This is a genomic window from Erwinia pyri (genome assembly GCF_030758455.1).
Lineage (GTDB): Bacteria > Pseudomonadota > Gammaproteobacteria > Enterobacterales > Enterobacteriaceae > Erwinia > Erwinia pyri.
Genome location: NZ_CP132353.1, coordinates 505,458 through 524,087 on the forward strand (window position 1 = coordinate 505,458; position 18,630 = coordinate 524,087).

Below are 18,630 nucleotides of genomic sequence, written 5' to 3' on the forward strand. Positions count from 1 at the left end.
TCAACGGGCGGATAACACCGCCCAGATGTCTGCCTCGCGGAGCGGCCAACATGAGAACAGAGACATTTGATTTTGATGAAATAGTCGATCAGGCGCATTTTTTCCGCCAGTTCAGCGAACGTTTTGCTCTTGCCGATTTGACCGTAACGGATTTAGACGGTTTATGGGAGGCGGTGAAAGCAAGCGTGCTCCCTTTGCCGCTGGAGATAACTTTTATTCATCTGGGAAAAGGTCAGAAAAGGCGATATGGGGCGCTGATCCTGCTATTTGAAGAAGCTGAAGAGGAGCTGGAGGGGCAGCTCCGCTTCAACGTTCGATGAAAGCAGTGGCAGGGTAAAAAAGGCCCCGACAAACGGGGCCAAAGGGTTCGTCATACTGACGAGGAATGCTTTGGATAGGGTGTAAACAATGCCGGCTGCAGGCAGGCTTCGACGACATGCCCGCAAAATAGCGCTTATTTATACAGCTCAGCCGTAGCGTGGTAGTTGCCGTTGTTATAGGCCTCAATCACACGGTAATGGCTGGCACCCTGCTGTTCAGCTTTCTGGGAAAGCGCCTGACGGATATCGGTTGGGGCTCCATCAATCCCGCTTACGCTTACGGTGCCCATTGACTGCAGATTTTGCTCAGCAGCCTGCTGGTCAGTCACAAGGTTAGCGGCGCTGGCACCGAAAGAGAGAACGGAAGCCAGACTGAGTACAGCGATAGCGATTTTAGTTTTCATGATTCATGCTCCACATAGGGTTGAGCGGTAACCGAAAGGGCTGTAAAGCGTTTATTATTCTTGGGGTTACCGTAGTGTCAGGTTAAAACAGGTTTATAACTGATTCGTCTATTTGTACAGTTCAGCAGTCGCATGGTAATTACCGTTGTTGTAAGCCTCTACAACACGGTAAGCGTTCGCACCCTGCGCATCCGCTTTATCACTCAGTTTCTGCTTAATATCCATGGGCGCACCTGCGACGCCGCTTACAGAAATGGTACCTACAGATTGCAGATTTTGCGCCTGATCCGCGTTGACAGATTCAGCTGCAAAAGCACCAAACGACAGGGCGGAAAGAAGGCTTAATGTGGCAATACTGGTTTTAATGTTCATGGTTTATTCCTCGCAGTCTGTTTTTATCTTTCTGTTTAATGTGATTCTCATCACGAAAAGAAGTATAGATCTAATCACCTAAAAAATTAATAGCATGCTAATAATCTTTTGTTGTGATCCTTTCCTCCATTCGCGCTTTTTAATAACCTTAAGTTATAAAAAATGCTTATAATTCGCGCATGGATTGTTAAATACATGTAAAAACATAGAGATAGGTTAATTTAGCCATTTGTGCGCTAATTTGTGGTGGATCACACCGTGAGACGGGAGTATCCAGTTTTTATGGCTGTTTCTGCGCCGTTATGGCAGTTCATCATGCTGGAGAGGGAGAGGGAGAGGGAGAGGGAGAGGGAGAGGGAGAGGGAGAGGGAGAGGGAGAGGGAGCTGAGGTTGGGACTGGAGTAAAGACGCCAGCAAAAAGCCGACAATAGCCGGCTTTTGAGAGAGCGAAGTGAGGAGCGTTAGCGTAGCGCGCCTGACTGGCGTCTCTTAAAACTCCTGCTCAAAGAGAATCAGGATTGTTTCAATCAGCTTCTTAACCGTTACGGTACGCGCAGGGGTAATAAAAATAGTGTCATCTCCGGCGATGGTACCGAGAATACCCTCTGGTTTACCCAGTGAGTCGAGCATGCGGGCGATGAGCTGAGCCGCGCCCGGGCTGGTATGAATAACTATTAGCGCATCGTTATAGTCGATATCCAGCACCAGATTCTTTAGCGGACTGGTGGTAGTCGGCACGCCCAGTTCGGCGGGCAGACAATAAACCATCTCCATTTTGGCATTACGGGTGCGTACCGCGCCAAACTTAGTCAACATACGCGACACTTTTGACTGATTAATATTGTCAAAACCCTCTTCCTGCAGTGCGGCCACAATCTCGCCCTGGGAGCTGAACTTCTCCTGCTTTAACAGCGCTTTGAAGGCTTTGATAAGATCTTCTTGTTTTGATGGATTACGCATAAGTGTCCGCTAAAAGTCGGTGTGTATAAGGGAAAGCCCAAGAGGGATATTACATTATTATGCAATTATATGAATTATTATGCAATGTATAAGCTTTTTAATTGGCAGGTGCGTCAGGCGGAGCGGCAGTTTACCAAATATTGCTGATGAAAAAAATGCGTTATAGCGCGCTATTCTTGATCGAAAAGTAAACGAATTGTTATTAAAATGATGTTGTTCTGATGAGCGCTAAGGGTGTAATGTAACGCCGAAACATGTTGTCTGCAGACGGCTACGAATAGCGTTTCCGGTAATGCGGTCAATCTCACTCGCCTCAGCGTTTTCAGGCATAGCGCCCGAAACTTTAGTGAAGCATTCGCGTTTGACCTTACGGGTCGTCTATTCTTAACCAGATGGATTCACGGCACATTTCGTACACTTATAAGGAGTTCAGGATGAAAGTTGCAGTTCTCGGCGCAGCCGGCGGTATTGGCCAGGCTCTCGCGCTTCTGCTTAAAACCCAGCTTCCGGCGGGTTCAGACCTTTCTCTGTATGACATCGCTCCCGTTACGCCTGGCGTTGCGGTTGACTTGAGCCACATCCCTACCGCCGTCACCATCAAAGGATTCAGCGGCGAAGATGCCACTCCGGCGCTTAAAGGCGCCGATGTGGTGCTGATCTCCGCCGGTGTTGCCCGTAAACCGGGTATGGATCGTTCCGACTTGTTCAACGTCAATGCTGGCATTGTGCGTAATCTGATTGAACAGGTTGCCAGCACCTGTCCTGAAGCCTTAATTGGCGTGATTACCAACCCGGTCAATACCACGGTGGCTATTGCTGCCGAAGTGCTGAAAAAAGCGGGCGTTTACGATAAGAACAAGCTGTTTGGCGTCACCACGCTGGACATCATCCGCTCCAACACGTTTGTGGCTGAACTGAAAGGCAAAAACCCTGCCGAGCTTAACGTTCCTGTTGTAGGCGGTCACTCCGGCGTTACCATTCTGCCTCTGCTCTCTCAGATCCCGGGCGTCAGCTTTACCGAACAGGAAGTGGCTGACCTGACCAAACGCATTCAGAATGCGGGAACGGAAGTCGTGGAAGCGAAAGCTGGTGGAGGCTCTGCCACCTTGTCGATGGGACAGGCGGCCGCGAAATTTGGTCTTTCACTGGTGCGGGCGCTGAACGGCGAAAGCAATGTGGTTGAGTGCGCTTATGTGGAAGGGGATGGCGAACATGCCCGCTTCTTCTCGCAGCCGCTGCTGCTGGGCAAAAATGGGGTTGCCGAGCGCAAGCCAATTGGTACGCTGAGCGCGTTTGAACAGCAGGCGTTAACCGGCATGCTTGATACGCTGAAAAAAGATATTACCCTGGGCGAAGAGTTCGTCAAATAACTGAGCAGAGGGCCAACTACCCTGGCCCTCTGTGATTTTCCTGCCTAAGTCCCCGGATATTCCAGCACCGTGATTGGCAGCGTCATTTTCCGATCGTTGCGAATGATATCCATGTTAATCACCGTACCGGGCCGGATTTCAGCGACCTGATCCATGGTTTCAAGCGCGGAAATTGCAGGTTTATGGTTTACGCTGGTAATCACGTCATTGACCTGCAGGCCTGCTTTAGCGGCTGGTCCACCCTGCGCTACGTTGGTCACTACAATTCCCTGAATATGATCAAGACCGTTGTTCTGCCCGTGCATCTGAGGCACTTCGCGGCCACTGATACCAATAAAGCCGCGAATAACCCGTCCATCGCGGATCAATTTATCCATAATTTTTGCCGCCAGCGCGGTAGGGATGGCAAAGCCGATGCCCTCCGGCGTTTCGCCATCGTTGCTTTTATCAAAGGATAACGTATTGATTCCCATCAGCTCACCCAGCGAGTTGATCAGTGCGCCGCCGGAGTTGCCTTTGTTGATAGAGGCATCGGTCTGCAGGAAGTTCTGGTAGCGTGAAGGGCTTAAGCCTACGCGGCCGGTGGCACTGATTATCCCCTGCGTCACGGTCTGGCCAATGTTGTAGGGGTTGCCGATAGCCATCACCAGATCGCCGATGTGGGCAATGCGTTTTGGGTTGATCGGGATAACGGGAAGAGCAGAGGCGGTTATTTTCAGCACTGCCAGATCGGTCAGGCTGTCTGAACCCACCAGCATCGCTTCGAAAATACGGCCATCCTGCAGCGCAACGATGATCTGATCGGCATCGTTAATCACATGTTTGTTGGTCAGGATATAGCCCCGACCATCCATGATTACCCCCGAGCCCAGCGTACGGATCTCCAGGTTATCTGCAGAGGCATTGGCGCTGCGGTTATAGACATTCACCACCGCTGGCGCGGCCCTTCTCACGGCAGAGTTATAGCTGACAGGCGTCTCATCGGCGCTGTCATCTTTGTGAGAGAAAAAGTCACTGCCGATCCTCAGCGCCGGCAGGGCAGCCAGCAAGAGACCCGCGACCACCAGGCCAATAAGCACTGAACGCAAAAGTTTAGGAAACATGGCTTTACAAGGTGAGTGAATCAACTCCGGGAGGATAACATGAGTTAAGCGGACACGCAGGTGTCCGCTTCATGATTTAGCGTAAAAGCAGGTAGATGTTCTCGTCGCCGCGGATCACATTCAGCGCCAGCAGGGAAGGCTTGGCCTCCAGCAATTTACGCAGCTCTGCCAGATTCTCCACTTTGGCCCGGTTGAGCCCGACGATGACGTCGCCTTTCTGCAAGCCGAACTGCTCGGCTGGGGTAGATTTCCCAACAGCATCGATAATGACACCTTTGGTACCATCTTTTGCCGCGCCGTCGCTTAACGTCGCGCCCTGAAGAGCTGGTGTCATCTGCTCGGCGCTGACGGTGGTCTGGCTACTCGTATCCAGCTTAACGGTCACCGTCATGGGTTTGCCCTCGCGAAGCAGGCCAACCTTCACATCTTTACCTGGCGCGGTGGTGCCAATTTTTACGCGCAGCGCAGCAAAACTCTCTACTGCCTTATCATCCAGCGTGGTAATGATATCGCCAGATTTAATGCCTGCTTTAGCTGCGGCAGAGCCTGGCAACACTTCGTTGACGAAGGCGCCACGCTGAACGTCTACGTTGAAGGCTTTCGCCATCTCACCGGTCATCTCGGTGCCCTTGATGCCCAGCTGGCCGCGTTTAACCTCGCCAAACTCAATCAGCTGCTGCGCCAGGTTCATCGCCATGTTGCTCGGGATGGCAAAGCCGATGCCGATATTGCCGCCGGCAGAGGAGAGAATGGCGGTATTCAGGCCAATCAGCTCACCGTTAAGATTCACCAGCGCGCCGCCGGAATTTCCCCGGTTAATGGCTGCATCGGTCTGAATAAAGTTTTCCAGCCCTTCCAGATTCAACCCACTGCGCCCTAAGGCGGAAACAATCCCGGAAGTCGCTGTCTGCCCTAATCCAAACGGGTTGCCGATGGCAACGGCAAAATCGCCCACTTTCAGCTGGTCGGAATCGGCAATTTTAATTTGCGTCAGCCCTTTTGCGCCGCTGATTTGCACCAGCGCAATATCGGTCTGCTCATCGTGCCCCAGCAGTTTGGCGTCAAATTCCCGTCCGTCGCTCAGCTGCACGCTGATCTTATCGGCGCCATTCACCACATGATTGTTGGTCAGCACGTAGCCTTTTTCGGCATTGATCACCACGCCGGAGGCCAGCCCCTCAAACGGCTGAGGCTGAGTATCACCCTGCGCGCCGCCCTGACCGAAGAAGCGTTTTAACGGCTCCGGGATCTCCTGCGATTGCGTCTGCGTCCCTTCCACATGCACGCTGACCACTGCCGGCAGCACTTTCTCCAGCATCGGCGCCAGGCTTGGCAGCGGCTGCCCTTCCACCTGCGCAGGCAGCGTAGCAAAAGCTTGTGGAGCAAGGGCCAGATTCAAACCAACGCTCAATGCCACTGCGCTTAAAAGTAAGGATTTTTTCTTCATCGTTACGACGCTCTCGCTACCGGTTAAAGGGGAAGTTGGAAACTCAATTGCTGGATAAAAAGAATTAAAAAGGGCGCGCTGCGCCCTTATAACCTGATTATTTCTGCGCAGCACGGTCGCCGCGAAGTAATCCTGATGCGCTGTCGGGATAGTCGCGCGGCATCTGGACAGGAACCTGATCGTTATCCGCTTCAGATTCCGTTAACTGATAAGCAAACGGGTTCTTTTCACCCGGAAGGTTAGGCAGCAGATCGTTCGATCCTTTCGCCATGTGCTGATAAAGCTGGCGGTAATCCCGCGCCATGTTATCCAGCAGCTCAGCGCTCTGTGCAAAGTGGCTGGTCAGCTCTTCACGGTAATCGGAAAGCTCCGCTTTGGTTTTTTCCAGCTCATATTGCATGCTTCGCTGCTCGCGCAGCTTCCTGTTACCGAAACGCATTGCCACCGCGCCGATGATTAATCCCACTACCAACCCAATAAGCGCGTATTCCCAGGTCATAATAACTCCCGTGTTGTCTTCGTTGTTCCGTAAGGGCTACTGGCCAACGCCAGTTCACTACCTGCCACTATAACCGCTAATCTGATGGAAGTGGAATCCTGAGGCTGCATCGCTTAGTGTAGAGCGGCCTTTTTTTCGACAATCAAACACCTGGCGCACCGAATTTTTCAGGAAATGTGACTAAATTATGCAAACGCTCTCTCCTTTGACGCTGTACCAGCAGGCGCTGGATAAAGGTGAATTTCAGCCTGACGATGTTCAACGTGAAGCAATGACCCGTCTGGACGGGATTTTTCAGGCCCTGACTCAGGTTGAGCCGCACCCTGCACCCGCTGGAAAGGGACTATTTGGCAAGCTGAATAAGCTGTTGGGTAAGGGACAAACGGGTTCTCCGGCGCCGGTTCGCGGGCTCTATATGTGGGGCGGAGTGGGGCGAGGAAAAACCTGGCTGATGGATCTCTTTTTTCAGTCTATTCCTGGTGAGCGCAAGCAGCGTTTGCATTTCCACCGATTTATGTTGCGCGTCCATCAGGAGCTGACCGAATTACAGGGCCAGAGCGATCCGTTGCAGATCGTTGCCGATCGTTTCAAGAGTGAAACTGACCTGCTCTGCTTTGACGAATTTTTTGTCTCTGACATTACCGATGCAATGCTGTTGGGGACGTTGATGGAGGCGCTGTTCGCCAGAGGCATTACGCTGGTCGCCACCTCCAATATTCCGCCAGACGATCTTTACCGCAATGGCCTGCAGCGTGCCCGCTTTCTGCCCGCCATTGAGATGATTAAGCAACATTGCGACGTCATGAACGTTGATGCCGGTATTGATTACCGCCTGCGGACGTTGACCTCTGCTCACCTCTGGATATCGCCGCTGAATGAAACGACGGATAAAGAGATGGACCGTATGTTTATTGCGCTGGCCGGGCAGGCGAGAGGAGAGAAGCCGGTGCTGGAGATCAATCACCGTTCTCTCGCCACCCAGGGCATGGCAGAAGGGGTGGTGGCGATGGATTTCCTGACGCTCTGCGGAGAGGGGCGTAGCCAGCACGACTACATTGAGCTTTCGCGCCGTTTTCACAGCGTGCTGCTCTATAACGTGCCGGTCATGATCTACAAAACAGAAGACCAGGCCAGACGATTTCTGGCATTGGTGGATGAGTTCTACGAGCGGCATGTTAAGCTGGTGGTCTCCGCCGAAGCCTCGCTCTATGAGATCTATCAGGGCAGCAGGCTGAAGTTCGAATACCAACGCTGCGTCTCTCGTTTACAGGAGATGCAAAGCGAAGAGTACCTCCGTCTGAAGCATTTGCCCTGAGGCAAGCCAGGGCGGGGCGGGGGGACGCAATTATTATGAAAAAAGAGTCGCGCTTTACGGGCGACTTCTCTATAATCTTGCGACCCCACGTTACAACAAAGGTTTTTTTCCCAAAACTCTTTGTGTTCCAGTAACTCTATCCGAAGGGGTGGGCTTGCTGGTCAAGATGGTCGTGTGAGCCTCAACCGTTTATTCAAGCGTTTGGGATTTCACCAACGTGTAACTTAATTTGGGTAAGCTTTTAGATGAAAACTTTTACAGCTAAGCCAGAATCGGTCCAACGTGACTGGTTTGTTGTTGACGCAACAGGCAAAACCTTAGGTCGTTTAGCGACTGAACTGGCTCGTCGCCTGCGCGGTAAGCACAAAGCGGAATATACTCCGCACGTAGATACCGGTGATTACATTATCGTTCTTAACGCCGAAAAAGTTGCCGTAACCGGTAACAAGCGTACCGATAAGGTTTATTACCATCACACCGGCCACATCGGTGGTATCAAGCAAGCGACCTTCGAAGAGATGATTGCTCGCCGTCCTGAGCGTGTGATTGAAATCGCGGTTAAAGGCATGTTGCCAAAGGGCCCGCTGGGCCGTGCTATGTACCGTAAACTGAAAGTTTACGCGGGCAACGAGCACAACCATGCGGCGCAGCAACCGCAAGTTCTTGACATTTAATCGGGATTACAGGCAATGGCTGAGAATCAAAACTACGGCACTGGTCGCCGCAAAAGCTCTTCCGCACGCGTCTTTATCAAGCCGGGTAGCGGTAACATCGTTATCAACCAGCGTTCATTAGAACAGTACTTCGGTCGCGAAACTGCCCGCATGGTAGTTCGTCAGCCGCTGGAACTGCTGGACATGGTCGGTAAATTCGATCTCTACATCACCGTTAAAGGTGGTGGTATCTCTGGTCAGGCTGGTGCGATCCGTCACGGTATCACACGCGCTCTGATGGAGTATGACGAATCACTGCGTTCCGAACTGCGTAAAGCAGGCTTCGTAACTCGTGATGCTCGTAAGGTTGAACGTAAGAAAGTCGGCCTGCGTAAAGCACGTCGTCGTCCTCAGTTCTCCAAACGTTAATTTGCTCTGCTTCGGCAGAAAAAATTATCGGAAAACCCGGTGCCTGCACCGGGTTTTTTCTTTTCCGTCATCAGCAAAAATGGTTGAAAACGCGACGGGCTTTACCCTTTTCCCGTCAAATCGACGTTCCCGCCCCCACAAGCTGTCTAAAATCTGGTAAACTGTGTGTCACTTTGCGCCCATTAGCAGGGCATTGATGCATGAAATCCTGAGTGGATGCTGGTTCGGCTTCACATCATGCTAATGGCAATCTATTAAGCAGGTTAGTCGCCACCTGGCGGGCTTGCGCAGTAATTTTCTGGATAAACTTGGAGGTTTACATGGCTGTCGCTGCCAACAAACGTTCGGTAATGACGCTGTTTTCTGGTCCGACTGACATTTTTAGCCATCAGGTTCGTATTGTCCTGGCGGAAAAGGGTGTCAGCGTAGAGATCGAGCAGGTAGAAATGGATAGCCTGCCCCAGGATCTGATTGACCTCAACCCGTATCGCACCGTGCCCACTCTGGTGGATCGCGAGCTGACGCTGTACGAATCCCGCATCATCATGGAATACCTTGATGAGCGTTTCCCACACCCGCCGCTGATGCCGGTTTACCCGGTCGCCCGTGGTGAAAGCCGTCTGATGATGCACCGTGTGGAGCAGGACTGGTACAGCCTGATGCGTAAGGTTGAAAACGGCACCGCGCAGGAAGCGGAAGCGGCGCGTAAGCAGCTGCGCGAAGAGCTGCTGGCGATCGCACCACTGTTTGCCCGCACGCCGTTCTTTATGAGCGAAGAGTTCAGCCTGGTGGACTGCTACCTGGCGCCGCTGCTGTGGCGTCTGCCGCAGATGGGCATTGAGCTGATTGGTGCGGGTTCCAAAGAGCTGAAAGGCTATATGACACGTGTCTTTGAGCGTGATTCCTTCCTGGCTTCCCTGACGGAAGCGGAACGTGAAATGCGCCTGCAAACGCGGGGCTGATTACGATGGAAATGTCGCAACTTACCGCTCGTCGCCCCTATCTGCTTCGGGCGTTCTATGACTGGCTGCTGGATAACCAGCTCACCCCGCATCTGGTAGTTGATATCAATCTGCCAGGCGTGATGGTGCCACTGGAATATGCCCGTGACGGTCAGATTGTACTGAACATTGCGCCGCGTGCCGTGGGCAACCTGGAGCTGGGCAATGATGAGGTCACTTTCAACGCCCGTTTTGGTGGCGTACCTCGTCAGGTAACGGTTCCGCTGGCGGCAGTAATGGCGATTTACGCACGTGAAAACGGCGCAGGCACGATGTTTGAGCCTGAGCCAGTCTATGAAGAGGCCGGGGAGTATAACCCGGACGCTGAGCAGAACGGCACGCCGGAAACGGTTATGTCCGTGATTGATGGCGACCGCCCGGATGACAGCGTGCAGAACGATGAAGATAATCCGGACGACGAACCGCCTCCGCGCGGCGGCCGGCCGGCATTACGCGTCGTGAAATAAAAAACGGGCCTTTCGGCCCGTTTTTTTTGTCTCTGACTGGCTGACCTGCTCTTACCGTCAGCCAGCGCGAGATTAATAAACGTCGCGCAGATAGCGCTTCTCTTTCTTCAGCTGGTCAACATAGTCAGCCGCCCGCTCAGCGGACATGCCGCCAAACTGCATAATCACCTGATAGAGTGCTTTATCCACATCTTTTGCCATGCGTGAAGCGTCGCCGCAAACGTAGAAGTAGCCACCCTGTTCAAGCCAGGCAAACAGCGCTGCACCCTTTTCCATCATGCGGTTCTGCACGTAGATTTTGCTGGACTGATCGCGGGAAAAGGCGAGATCCAGATGGGTCAACAGGCCGCTCTCCTGCCAGGCCAGCAGCTCATCCTGATAGATAAAGTCATGCTCCTGATGCTGGTCGCCAAAGAACAGCCAGTTTTTACCGGTGGCTCCAACGGTCTGGCGCTCCTGCAGGAAGGCGCGGAAGGGGGCGATCCCGGTGCCGGGGCCCACCATGATCAGCGGCGCTTCGCCGTTGGCTGGCACACGGAAGGCTTTATTTGGCGAAATAAAGATAGCAGGCTTTTCACCCCGTCCCACGCGCTCGGCCAGGTAGGAAGAGCAGACGCCGCTGCGCGCGCGACCCGTGCTCTGATAACGCAGCGTAGCGATAGTCAGATGCACCTGATTTGGATGCGCTTTCGAACTGGAGGAGATGGAGTAAGCACGGTGCTGCAGCGGACGCAGCAGGGCTACGAACTCAGGAATGCTCAGCGAACGCGTCAGCTCAAGCTGCAGCAGATCCAGCGTGTCTTTGCCCCACAGCCAGACGCCCAGCGCTTCTTTATCATCATGCTGCAGAACGTGCCGCAGTTCCTGATTGGTGGTGTTCTGACCCACCCACTCAATCAGCTTGCGGGAAGGCTCAGAAATCTCGAACTGATAGGTCAGCAGGTCGCCCAGACTTCTGTCGAAACCGGAAACCGGCGTCTCATAGTCTGAGTTCAGCTGCGTCAGCAGTAAGGAGACCAGCGACGGATCGTTGACCGGGATCACCCCCAGCGCATCGCCCGCTTCATACTTCAGGCCACTGTCCGTTAAATCGAATTCAAAGTGGCGAATATCTTTGCCGGAGTTAGCTCCCGACAGGCGCTTGTTGGTAATCAGCGCGGCGGCATAAGGATTCTGCTTGTTGCTGCCAGGGATAACCGGCGCTTCCGGTAAGTTTTCCAGCGCCGTGCCGCTGCTGCCCGCACTGGCGGCAAACTGCGGCATTGAGGTGGCGATCCACTGATTGGATGGCTCTTCATAATCGATATCGCAGTCAATACGATCGCTGACGCGTTTTGCGCCCAGCTGCTCCAGCCGCATGTCGATGAATTTGCCTGCCTGGCAGAAGCCATCATAGCCGGTATCACCAATGGCCAGCACGGCGAAGTGCATCTGCTCCAGACGAGGCGCGGTGCTGGCAGAAATGGCCTGCCAGAAGAGCTGCGCATTGTCAGGCATTTCGCCTTCACCATAGGTGGAGGTGATAATCAGCACGTGACGCATGGTAGCAAAGACTTCAATATCCACTTCACCCAGGCCCTGCACCACAGGCACCAGGCCCTGCGCGCGGGCAGCTTTGGCGGCACTCTGCGCTAAGGCTTCTGCATTCCCGGTCTGAGAGCCAAACAGAATATGCAGCTGAGTCGTGGCCGCCGCGGTGGTTCCGGCAACCTGTTTATTGTCTTCCAGCACCAGCAGGCGCGAGTGCAGCCCGGCGAGAAACCCCGCCAGCCAGTATTTCTGGTCGCCATTAAAAGGCGCATCTTCAGGAATGTAAGGAATTTTCATCGGTTTTCTGTACTCAATCCCGTTTCGTCATATTCAGTCAAAGTGGGTAAACCGTCAGGATAATTTCCCGACGGCAGCAGCGATCTCTGGCAGAGCAGCCCGCGCAAACAGCTCTTCAAAATCAGGCAGCCCGCCCAGCACTTCTCTGTTCCGCGCATCCTGATAGATGATCCAGCCGTAGGTGGCCAGGCTGTCCATTGAACGAATGTTTCGCTGCGTCAGGGCCGCTTTGTAGTCGGCCATGCGCTTCGCTGCTATCAGGCAGGCCAGCTCATCATCACTGTAATTTTCAATCGCCGAGCGTGCATGACGCTGCAGTTTAGCGATCAGCGAGAAGTCCTCTGTCATCAACAGATTACGAACCGCTTTCTCTACCGCAGCATCCTCTACCGGCGTGCCTTTCGGCAGGCGAGAGAGCGCCAGTTGCTGAGCGAAGCTGAGAACGGTGTAGTTGTTGAGCAACACAAACATCTCTTGCGTGTCCGTTGCGCCATAAGCGGGGACCGCACCGTTAGCGATAGATTTTTTCAAGCGCCACGCCGTCTTGAACTTTGTCACCTGATGGCCTGCCAGTGCAGTGGAAAGCTCTTCCAGCAGATCCTTGCGGCTCTTCGCTTTCAGAATTTCCGTGCTCTCCTGATAGAGCAGCAGCGAACGCGGCATCACGTAGACAAAGTGGTGGCACTCGGTTTCCCAGTGCTCAAGCAGCCAGGCCGCACGAGGTGACTGGGTCGCTTCCAGATGCCAGTTCAGCATCGCCAGCACCGCCTCTTTGTGCACGCGCGCCATTTCGTTGTCGTCAGCAATGGAGCCAAACAGCACCGAATCTCCGGCGGCCGAAGCGGCCAGTGTGCCGTACGGGTCGTACTGGTATGCGAAACCGCCGCTCATGCCGTTGCCGAAGCCGGTACCGTATGTGCCCAGGTTAAGGATGGCGCCGTTGGTCATATATTCACAGCAGAAATCGCCTACGCCTTCCACAACCGCGGTGGCGCCGGAGTTACGCACCGCAAAGCGGTCACCCGCCTGGCCCTGCACAAACAGACGGCCACCGGTGGCGCCAAACAGGGCGAAGTTACCAATCAGCACGTTGCCTTCAGCATCCTGAGAGCCGCCGCCGGGTGAGGTCACCACAATTTCGCCACCACACTGTCCTTTGCCTACGCCGTCGTTGCAGGTACCGGTGTGCTTCATCTGCATACCGTCGTTGCAGAAGACGCCGTAGGACTGACCTGCGGATCCTGAGGTAGTAATGTTCACCGTGGCAGGCGCAAGGTAGTGACGCCCGCGATCGTCCAGCAGCGCAGCCGGGATGTTCGCCAGCTGTTCTTTTTTCAATTCATGGTTCAGCAGACGTTCGATATCAATCGCCAACTGACCGCCCACGCTCTTGTTGCGGTTGTTCAGAACAATATTGTTGCCGAACTGAATAGCTGTTTTACCCTGATCGACCAGCTCCAGTTTCAACTGCTCTAACCAGCGACTATCCAGTTCAAAATCTTTTTCCAGATATACCGGATGGGCGATTTTCAGCTCAGGCACCACGGTCAGCATGGCGCGGAAATCGAGCTTACCGACTTCCAGCGGGTGATCCATCAGGTGCAGCAAATCGGAGCGACCGCGCGCTTCACGCAGCGAGCGTAAGCCCAGGCGTGCCAGGATCTCACGCACGTCGTGCGCCACGTTGATAAAGTACTGCGCCAGCTGACGCGGATCGCCATCAAAGGCTTCGGCGTTGGTGGTCAGGCCGGCCGGGCACTTCACGTTACAGTTTTTCGCCATCACGCACTTCAGCATCATCAGCGCAGTGGTGCCGAATTCGAAGCTGTCTCCGCCCAGCAGGGCTGATTTCACCACGTCGCTGCCGGTTTGCTGAGCGCCTGAGCAGCGCAGCAGCACTTTTTCACGCAGCCCATTCGCACAGAGCGCCTGATGAACTTCCGCGATACCAATCTCGGCAACGCGGCCAGTGTATTTCAGGCTGGTGACGGAAGCCGCACCGGTGCCGCCGGTATTGCCTGCAACGTTAATTACATCGGCGCCCGCTTTCGCTACGCCAACGGCGATGGTGCCTATTCCTTCAGAAGAGACCAGCTTCACGATAACGCGCACGCGGGCCGCTTTACAGTCGTGGATCAGCTGAGCCAAATCCTCGATGGAATAGGTGTCATGGTGCGGAGGCGGGGAGACCAGCTCCACGCCAGGCGTACCGCCACGAGCCGCGGCGATTTCAACCGTGACTTTCGCGGAAGGGAGCTGGCCGCCTTCACCCGGTTTCGCGCCCTGACCAATTTTAATCTCCAGCTCTTCCAGCATCGGGTCGGCCAGATAAGCGGCCCAGACGCCGAAACGACCGGAGGCGAGCTGTTTGATACGGGACGCACGAATGGTGCCGTGGCGCGAGTAGTGCTCGCCGCCTTCGCCACAGTTGCTCATGCCGCCAACCATATTTGTTCCGTGCGCTACCGCTTCGTGAGCCGGTGCAACCAGTGCGCCGTGGCTCATCGCGCCAGAGGCAAAGGTACGGGTGATCTCGCTGGCTGGCTGGATCTCATTCAGCGGCAGAGAGGGGGCGGAGGTAAAGATGCGTGACAGATATTCCGCCGCTTTACCTGTTGCGGCCAGGTGCAGTGCGCCGGTGACGATTTCACTGTCGCCGATTTCGTCGGTGAAACGGGTTTTCAGCGCGCTGAAGAGTGCCGCCAGACGCTCTTTTTCCGGCTTCAGGCCAACGATGGTGTCGGTCAGACGCAGGGTAAAGTAGCCTTCACGACCTTCCATCGCTTCACACACCAGTCCACGGGTAGCAAACCCATTGTTGGTAAGCGAATAGCGGCCCAGCTTACGGGCGAATTCTGCCTGGCTGTCCACATGGGTCAGATCGGCAGGAAACGCCAGGATATCGCGCAGCGCCGCCGGGCGACGTTTACGCTCCTGATTCATCAGGCTGGAGAATTCACGGTAGTCCGGCGTAATGGTAAAGTTATCAATCACGTCGTTCGGGATGCGCTCAAAGCTGCTGTCCGCAAAGGAGTCAGGCTTGATGTTAAATGCATTATCCAGCTTGGCCAGCGTCAGCAGACGGATAAACTGATCTTCATCGCGTGGCTTGTCAGCAAAGCGGACAGGCTGCTCTGTCATGTCGATAAAGGTTCGTACGGCAATGGTGCCGTAAGAGTGGCCCGCACCTTCTGCGCGCTCTTTAAACAGGCCCAGTAACGGCACTTCAGCTTCACCCTGGATCTTCAGCGAGCTCTGATGCCAGTCCACGGCCATCTGCGCGATAGTGGCAAAGCCTGCGCCGCCTACCGGCGTTTTGATATTCGGGAAATATTTCTTCAACACGCGATCTTCAGTATTCAGGAAGTTCGGCTCGAAGAATTCGCCACAGCTGTAGCTTTCTACGGTACACAGGCCCACTTTGCCCATGGTTTTCATCAGCGCTTTTTCCGCAGCTTTGGCATAGCGTTTAAAGGCTTTATTGCCTTCCTCACCCTCACCAAATTTCTCTTCGGCCCGCATCTGCACGCCCAGCGGATAGATTGCCGACGCACCAAAGCCCAGCGCTGCTGCAATGTGGTGTGAGGAGATGCTCTGGCCGCTTTCGACAACCAGAGAGACATCGAGGCGTAACCCTTCCTGCACCAGGCGCTGGTTGATAGCAGAGACCACCAGCAGCATAGGAATAGCGGCGCGGGTAGAGGAGATATGGCGGTCAGTCAGGACGGCGATACCGCCCTGCTCACGGGCAAAGTCCACCACCTGCTGCGCAAGATCGTCAATCGCTTTTTCCAGCGCATTCGCATTGTCGAGGCGGTTTTGCGGTTCGGTTCCTGTCACCGGTGTATAGAGCATGTCAAAGCGAGCATAAGGCGCCACGCTCTGTTCACGCAGCTGCAGCATATCCAGGTGAGTCAGGATTGGCGTAGGCACAATGATCTGACGGCCTTTGCTTCTGCCCAAATGCGGTTTAGCGCCCAGCGCGACCCGCAGCGTCATGCCGTCAACTTCACGGATAGAGTCTAAGGGTGGGTTCGTTACCTGAGCAAAGCGCTGAGAGAAGTAGTGCGCCATGCCGCCTTCATGATCGGACAAACCGTTGATGGCGTTGCCATAACCCATTGCCGAAATTTTCTCAGCGCCTGTATTCAGCATCGGGTCCATCATGAACTTGAAGCTTTCCTGGTTATAGTAGTACGCCACGAAACGCTGATACGTTTTCAGATCGCCGCTGTAGCGCAGCGGGGATCCCTGCTGCTCTGCCGGGATCACCGGAAGATCCTGCAGCGTCACGCGAGACTGCGCCAGCAGCGCCGGGTAATCTTTCTCTGTCGCCAGCTTTTCCAGCGCTTCGAGCGTGGTGTAGCTGCGTTTTTCGCTGTGATCGTAATAGAGCATGCCGCCCGCTTCGATACGGCCACGGCGCAACACGCTTTCCGGTGGGAAGGCGATCTGGCCCGCTTCTGACATGGCGCCAATATACTCAGCGGTCTCTACGGAGCGCAGAGGACGCAGGCCCAGTCGGTCCAGACGCGCGCCAATGATTTCACCATTGCCGAAGATCAGCGCAGCAGGGCCATCATTCTTCTCTTCATATAAAGAGAAGTACTCCAGCATGGCGCGGACTTCGGTGGACAAAGAGGGATCGTTTTCCCACGCTGGCGGCATCATGGAGACAACGGCGTTAATCAGATCGAGATTGTCCTCCATCAGGCGGCTGTGGATGCTCTGATCCAGACGTGAGCTGTCGGACTGCCCTTTAGGGCGCACGATATTTTTACCGCGCGCCAGCGCCAGCGCAGATTCTGCAATGCGGTTTTTACGATCGGTATTCAGTTCACCGTTATGCGCCATCAGCCGGAACGGCTGGGCCATAGTGGTGTGCGGATCGGTATTGGTAGAGAAACGGGTATGGAAGAACAGCCCGCGCACCTGATGATCCGCATCGGTCAGATCTTTGAAGTAAGGGATCACTTCATTGGAGTTCAGGCGAGCTTTCAGAACCTGCGTGCGCGAAGAGAGCGAAAGGGGGTAGAGGCCGCCAAACTGGCTTTCGGTAAAAGCACGTGCTTCAATATCCAGCAGGGCGCGGTAGATGCGTTTTTCGAAGTCGTTTTGATTTTGCACATCCTGCGGGGCAGCAAACACCCATTGCACGATCGGCAGCTGGAACGGGAGGGCGGCAGGGCGTAGCACGCTGCCATCCAGCGGCAGATCGCGTTTCAGCAACAGCGCTAAACCGTAAGCGGCTAAGGTCTCTTCCACCAGACGCTCGGCGTTGGCGCGCAGCTCAACATCTTTAGGCACAAAGAAGTTGCCCACGCCAAAACGTCCTGACTCCAGCGGCTGGCCAGTAATTTTACGGAAGAAGTGCAAAGAGAGGTCCACGTTGACGCCAGCGCCATCACCCACGCCTTCCGCCGACATACCCCCGCGATGAGGTACCGTACACAGGGCACTATGTGCCATCTGAAGTATCTCATGAGTCTGCTCGCCGTCCTTACGCGTGATAAAACCTACGCCACAGCTGTCGCTGCCTTTGGTCGGGTCGTACAAGCCATAGGGAAAAGGTTTTGTGTTGGACATCGGGGGCCTCCTCAACTTCTTTTTGACATTACCTATAGAGTTTCAATCACAGTAAGCTTCTGGTGGTGTGCCAGGCTCTGTATCATTTTCCTGACCGCTAAACGCGGACGCCGTTACCCCGAGCACTCCTCCAGACTTTTTATTCTGTCCTTGAAGGGGAGCTGCTCTTACATTTCCGGGTCTCTTGATATGGAGATAACTTGCATCACGAGGGAGTCTTCTTGCTGCATAGATATGCCGAGACACTGGCCCGTTAGGAAAGCTTCCAGCGGATTTCCAACTTATCGGGAAAGCGTACTAAGGTCAAATAGCACTCTTACGGACGGTTTTTGGGTGTTAACCCTGGCTATCCTTCTGATATGTAAGCTTTTGTAAGGCTTTTTAATGGTGGGAGTTTAACAGCAAAGTCCGCAATAAGTGTGAGCTGTCTCACTGTAGTGCAGTGGCCAAATCTCTGCACCATGCTGGTGCCAGGGATATTGGTAGCAGAATGTTCTGACAATCTTCTGTGATTTGCTGAAATGTACTGTTTTTAAACTTGTCACCTATTTGAATTAAACAACTGCTCGTTATTAGTAAAATTAATCATGTTGGGCTTGATTAAATTTTCGCTAAACGTGAATGATTATTCGTTATCGCGAGAGCGCTGCTCTGTGAAAAGCTCGCTATCGCATTGAACCGACGTCATCAGGCAGAAAAAAAGATGAGATGAACGACTCACAGATTATGCAGTTGAAATAACGAGTCAGCCCTTTTACCACAGAAAAATGACAGCATTATTGAAAGAAATAAAAAGGCTGATTTCCTCGCAGGTTTCAGGGGCAAACCCAGACAGCACGCAGCCTGAACAGACAATACCCTGATAAACGCAGATCCC

General features: G+C 54.0%; 16 protein-coding genes. 8 read left to right on the plus strand and 8 right to left on the minus strand.

All coding sequences use genetic code 11. From position 1 onward, the window contains the following. Positions 1-50 precede the first annotated feature (50 nt). The gene (locus Q3V30_RS02410) at positions 51-320 is read left to right on the plus strand and encodes a barstar family protein (protein ID WP_306210120.1); all 270 of its coding nucleotides are present in this window, start codon (positions 51-53) and stop codon (positions 318-320) included. Between the two features lie 134 nt (positions 321-454). On the opposite strand, the gene yhcN (Q3V30_RS02415) is transcribed toward Q3V30_RS02410, so the two are convergent. Both yhcN (Q3V30_RS02415) and yhcN (Q3V30_RS02420) read right to left on the minus strand, forming a co-directional pair. Then, a complete protein-coding gene (gene yhcN / locus Q3V30_RS02415; RefSeq protein ID WP_306210122.1) occupies positions 455-724 on the minus strand; it encodes a peroxide/acid stress response protein YhcN in 270 nt (89 codons plus the stop codon). A 108-nt stretch (positions 725-832) separates the two neighbouring features. Continuing rightward, the gene (gene yhcN / locus Q3V30_RS02420; protein ID WP_306210124.1) at positions 833-1,096 is read right to left on the minus strand and encodes a peroxide/acid stress response protein YhcN; all 264 of its coding nucleotides are present in this window, start codon (positions 1,094-1,096) and stop codon (positions 833-835) included. A 282-nt stretch (positions 1,097-1,378) separates the two neighbouring features. Between yhcN (Q3V30_RS02420) and Q3V30_RS02425 the strand changes: the two genes are divergently transcribed. Then, positions 1,379-1,501: a hypothetical protein gene (locus tag Q3V30_RS02425; protein WP_306210126.1), complete on the plus strand. Its 123-nt coding sequence runs from the start codon at positions 1,379-1,381 to the stop codon at positions 1,499-1,501. An 84-nt stretch (positions 1,502-1,585) separates the two neighbouring features. Here the strand turns inward: Q3V30_RS02425 and argR are convergent, their stop codons facing one another. Next, on the minus strand, positions 1,586-2,056 hold the full coding sequence (gene argR, locus Q3V30_RS02430; RefSeq protein WP_306210128.1) for a transcriptional regulator ArgR: 471 nt from the start codon (positions 2,054-2,056) through the stop codon (positions 1,586-1,588). Positions 2,057-2,490: 434 nt separating this feature from the next. On the opposite strand from argR, the gene mdh reads away from it, so the two are divergent. Continuing rightward, positions 2,491-3,426 (plus strand): malate dehydrogenase, encoded by a 936-nt coding sequence (gene mdh, locus Q3V30_RS02435; protein WP_306210130.1) that lies wholly within the window; start codon positions 2,491-2,493, stop codon positions 3,424-3,426. 44 nt (positions 3,427-3,470) lie between these two features. Here the strand turns inward: mdh and degS are convergent, their stop codons facing one another. The 3 genes from degS to zapG form a co-directional block, all read right to left on the minus strand. Beyond that, complete coding sequence (degS, locus tag Q3V30_RS02440) at positions 3,471-4,529, minus strand: outer membrane-stress sensor serine endopeptidase DegS (protein WP_306210132.1); 1,059 nt, start codon at positions 4,527-4,529, stop codon at positions 3,471-3,473. A 76-nt stretch (positions 4,530-4,605) separates the two neighbouring features. Further along, positions 4,606-5,976, minus strand: a complete 1,371-nt coding sequence (gene degQ / locus Q3V30_RS02445) for a serine endoprotease DegQ (protein WP_306210134.1) — start codon at positions 5,974-5,976, stop codon at positions 4,606-4,608. A 97-nt stretch (positions 5,977-6,073) separates the two neighbouring features. Then, positions 6,074-6,475, minus strand: a complete 402-nt coding sequence (gene zapG, locus Q3V30_RS02450) for a Z-ring associated protein ZapG (protein WP_306210136.1) — start codon at positions 6,473-6,475, stop codon at positions 6,074-6,076. Positions 6,476-6,662: 187 nt separating this feature from the next. Here zapG and zapE point away from each other — a divergent pair, with 187 nt between their 5' ends. From zapE to sspB, 5 genes are all read left to right on the plus strand, one after another. Then, the gene (gene zapE / locus Q3V30_RS02455) at positions 6,663-7,790 is read left to right on the plus strand and encodes a cell division protein ZapE (RefSeq protein WP_306210138.1); all 1,128 of its coding nucleotides are present in this window, start codon (positions 6,663-6,665) and stop codon (positions 7,788-7,790) included. A 245-nt stretch (positions 7,791-8,035) separates the two neighbouring features. Beyond that, on the plus strand, positions 8,036-8,464 hold the full coding sequence (gene rplM, locus Q3V30_RS02460) for a 50S ribosomal protein L13 (RefSeq protein ID WP_306210140.1): 429 nt from the start codon (positions 8,036-8,038) through the stop codon (positions 8,462-8,464). Positions 8,465-8,479: 15 nt separating this feature from the next. Continuing rightward, a complete protein-coding gene (gene rpsI / locus Q3V30_RS02465) occupies positions 8,480-8,872 on the plus strand; it encodes a 30S ribosomal protein S9 (RefSeq protein ID WP_306210142.1) in 393 nt (130 codons plus the stop codon). A 320-nt stretch (positions 8,873-9,192) separates the two neighbouring features. Next, on the plus strand, positions 9,193-9,834 hold the full coding sequence (gene sspA / locus Q3V30_RS02470) for a stringent starvation protein SspA (protein WP_306210144.1): 642 nt from the start codon (positions 9,193-9,195) through the stop codon (positions 9,832-9,834). A gap of 5 nt (positions 9,835-9,839) precedes the next feature. After that, positions 9,840-10,340 carry a ClpXP protease specificity-enhancing factor gene (gene sspB / locus Q3V30_RS02475; RefSeq protein WP_306210146.1) on the plus strand — a complete coding sequence of 167 codons (501 nt, stop codon included), beginning with the start codon at positions 9,840-9,842 and terminating at the stop codon, positions 10,338-10,340. Between the two features lie 72 nt (positions 10,341-10,412). On the opposite strand, the gene Q3V30_RS02480 is transcribed toward sspB, so the two are convergent. After that, the gene (locus Q3V30_RS02480; RefSeq protein WP_306210148.1) at positions 10,413-12,167 is read right to left on the minus strand and encodes a sulfite reductase subunit alpha; all 1,755 of its coding nucleotides are present in this window, start codon (positions 12,165-12,167) and stop codon (positions 10,413-10,415) included. A gap of 54 nt (positions 12,168-12,221) precedes the next feature. Then, positions 12,222-17,753, minus strand: coding sequence for a glutamate synthase-related protein (locus Q3V30_RS02485; protein WP_306210151.1), 5,532 nt, complete (start codon positions 17,751-17,753; stop codon positions 12,222-12,224). Between the last annotated feature and the right edge of the window lie 877 nt (positions 17,754-18,630).

Bases quoted from the DNA above. Each gene is read 5' to 3' on its own strand.
- Q3V30_RS02485 (WP_306210151.1), bottom strand. From the start codon at position 17,753: ATGTCCAACACAAAACCTTTTCCCTATGGCTTGTACGACCCGACCAAA.
- Q3V30_RS02480 (WP_306210148.1), bottom strand. From the start codon at position 12,167: ATGAAAATTCCTTACATTCCTGAAGATGCGCCTTTTAATGGCGACCAG.
- rpsI (WP_306210142.1), top strand. From the start codon at position 8,480: ATGGCTGAGAATCAAAACTACGGCACTGGTCGCCGCAAAAGCTCTTCC.
- zapG (WP_306210136.1), bottom strand. From the start codon at position 6,475: ATGACCTGGGAATACGCGCTTATTGGGTTGGTAGTGGGATTAATCATC.
- sspB (WP_306210146.1), top strand. From the start codon at position 9,840: ATGGAAATGTCGCAACTTACCGCTCGTCGCCCCTATCTGCTTCGGGCG.
- yhcN (WP_306210122.1), bottom strand. From the start codon at position 724: ATGAAAACTAAAATCGCTATCGCTGTACTCAGTCTGGCTTCCGTTCTC.
- argR (WP_306210128.1), bottom strand. From the start codon at position 2,056: ATGCGTAATCCATCAAAACAAGAAGATCTTATCAAAGCCTTCAAAGCG.
- rplM (WP_306210140.1), top strand. From the start codon at position 8,036: ATGAAAACTTTTACAGCTAAGCCAGAATCGGTCCAACGTGACTGGTTT.
- degQ (WP_306210134.1), bottom strand. From the start codon at position 5,976: ATGAAGAAAAAATCCTTACTTTTAAGCGCAGTGGCATTGAGCGTTGGT.
- mdh (WP_306210130.1), top strand. From the start codon at position 2,491: ATGAAAGTTGCAGTTCTCGGCGCAGCCGGCGGTATTGGCCAGGCTCTC.
- Q3V30_RS02410 (WP_306210120.1), top strand. From the start codon at position 51: ATGAGAACAGAGACATTTGATTTTGATGAAATAGTCGATCAGGCGCAT.
- yhcN (WP_306210124.1), bottom strand. From the start codon at position 1,096: ATGAACATTAAAACCAGTATTGCCACATTAAGCCTTCTTTCCGCCCTG.
- degS (WP_306210132.1), bottom strand. From the start codon at position 4,529: ATGTTTCCTAAACTTTTGCGTTCAGTGCTTATTGGCCTGGTGGTCGCG.
- zapE (WP_306210138.1), top strand. From the start codon at position 6,663: ATGCAAACGCTCTCTCCTTTGACGCTGTACCAGCAGGCGCTGGATAAA.
- Q3V30_RS02425 (WP_306210126.1), top strand. From the start codon at position 1,379: ATGGCTGTTTCTGCGCCGTTATGGCAGTTCATCATGCTGGAGAGGGAG.
- sspA (WP_306210144.1), top strand. From the start codon at position 9,193: ATGGCTGTCGCTGCCAACAAACGTTCGGTAATGACGCTGTTTTCTGGT.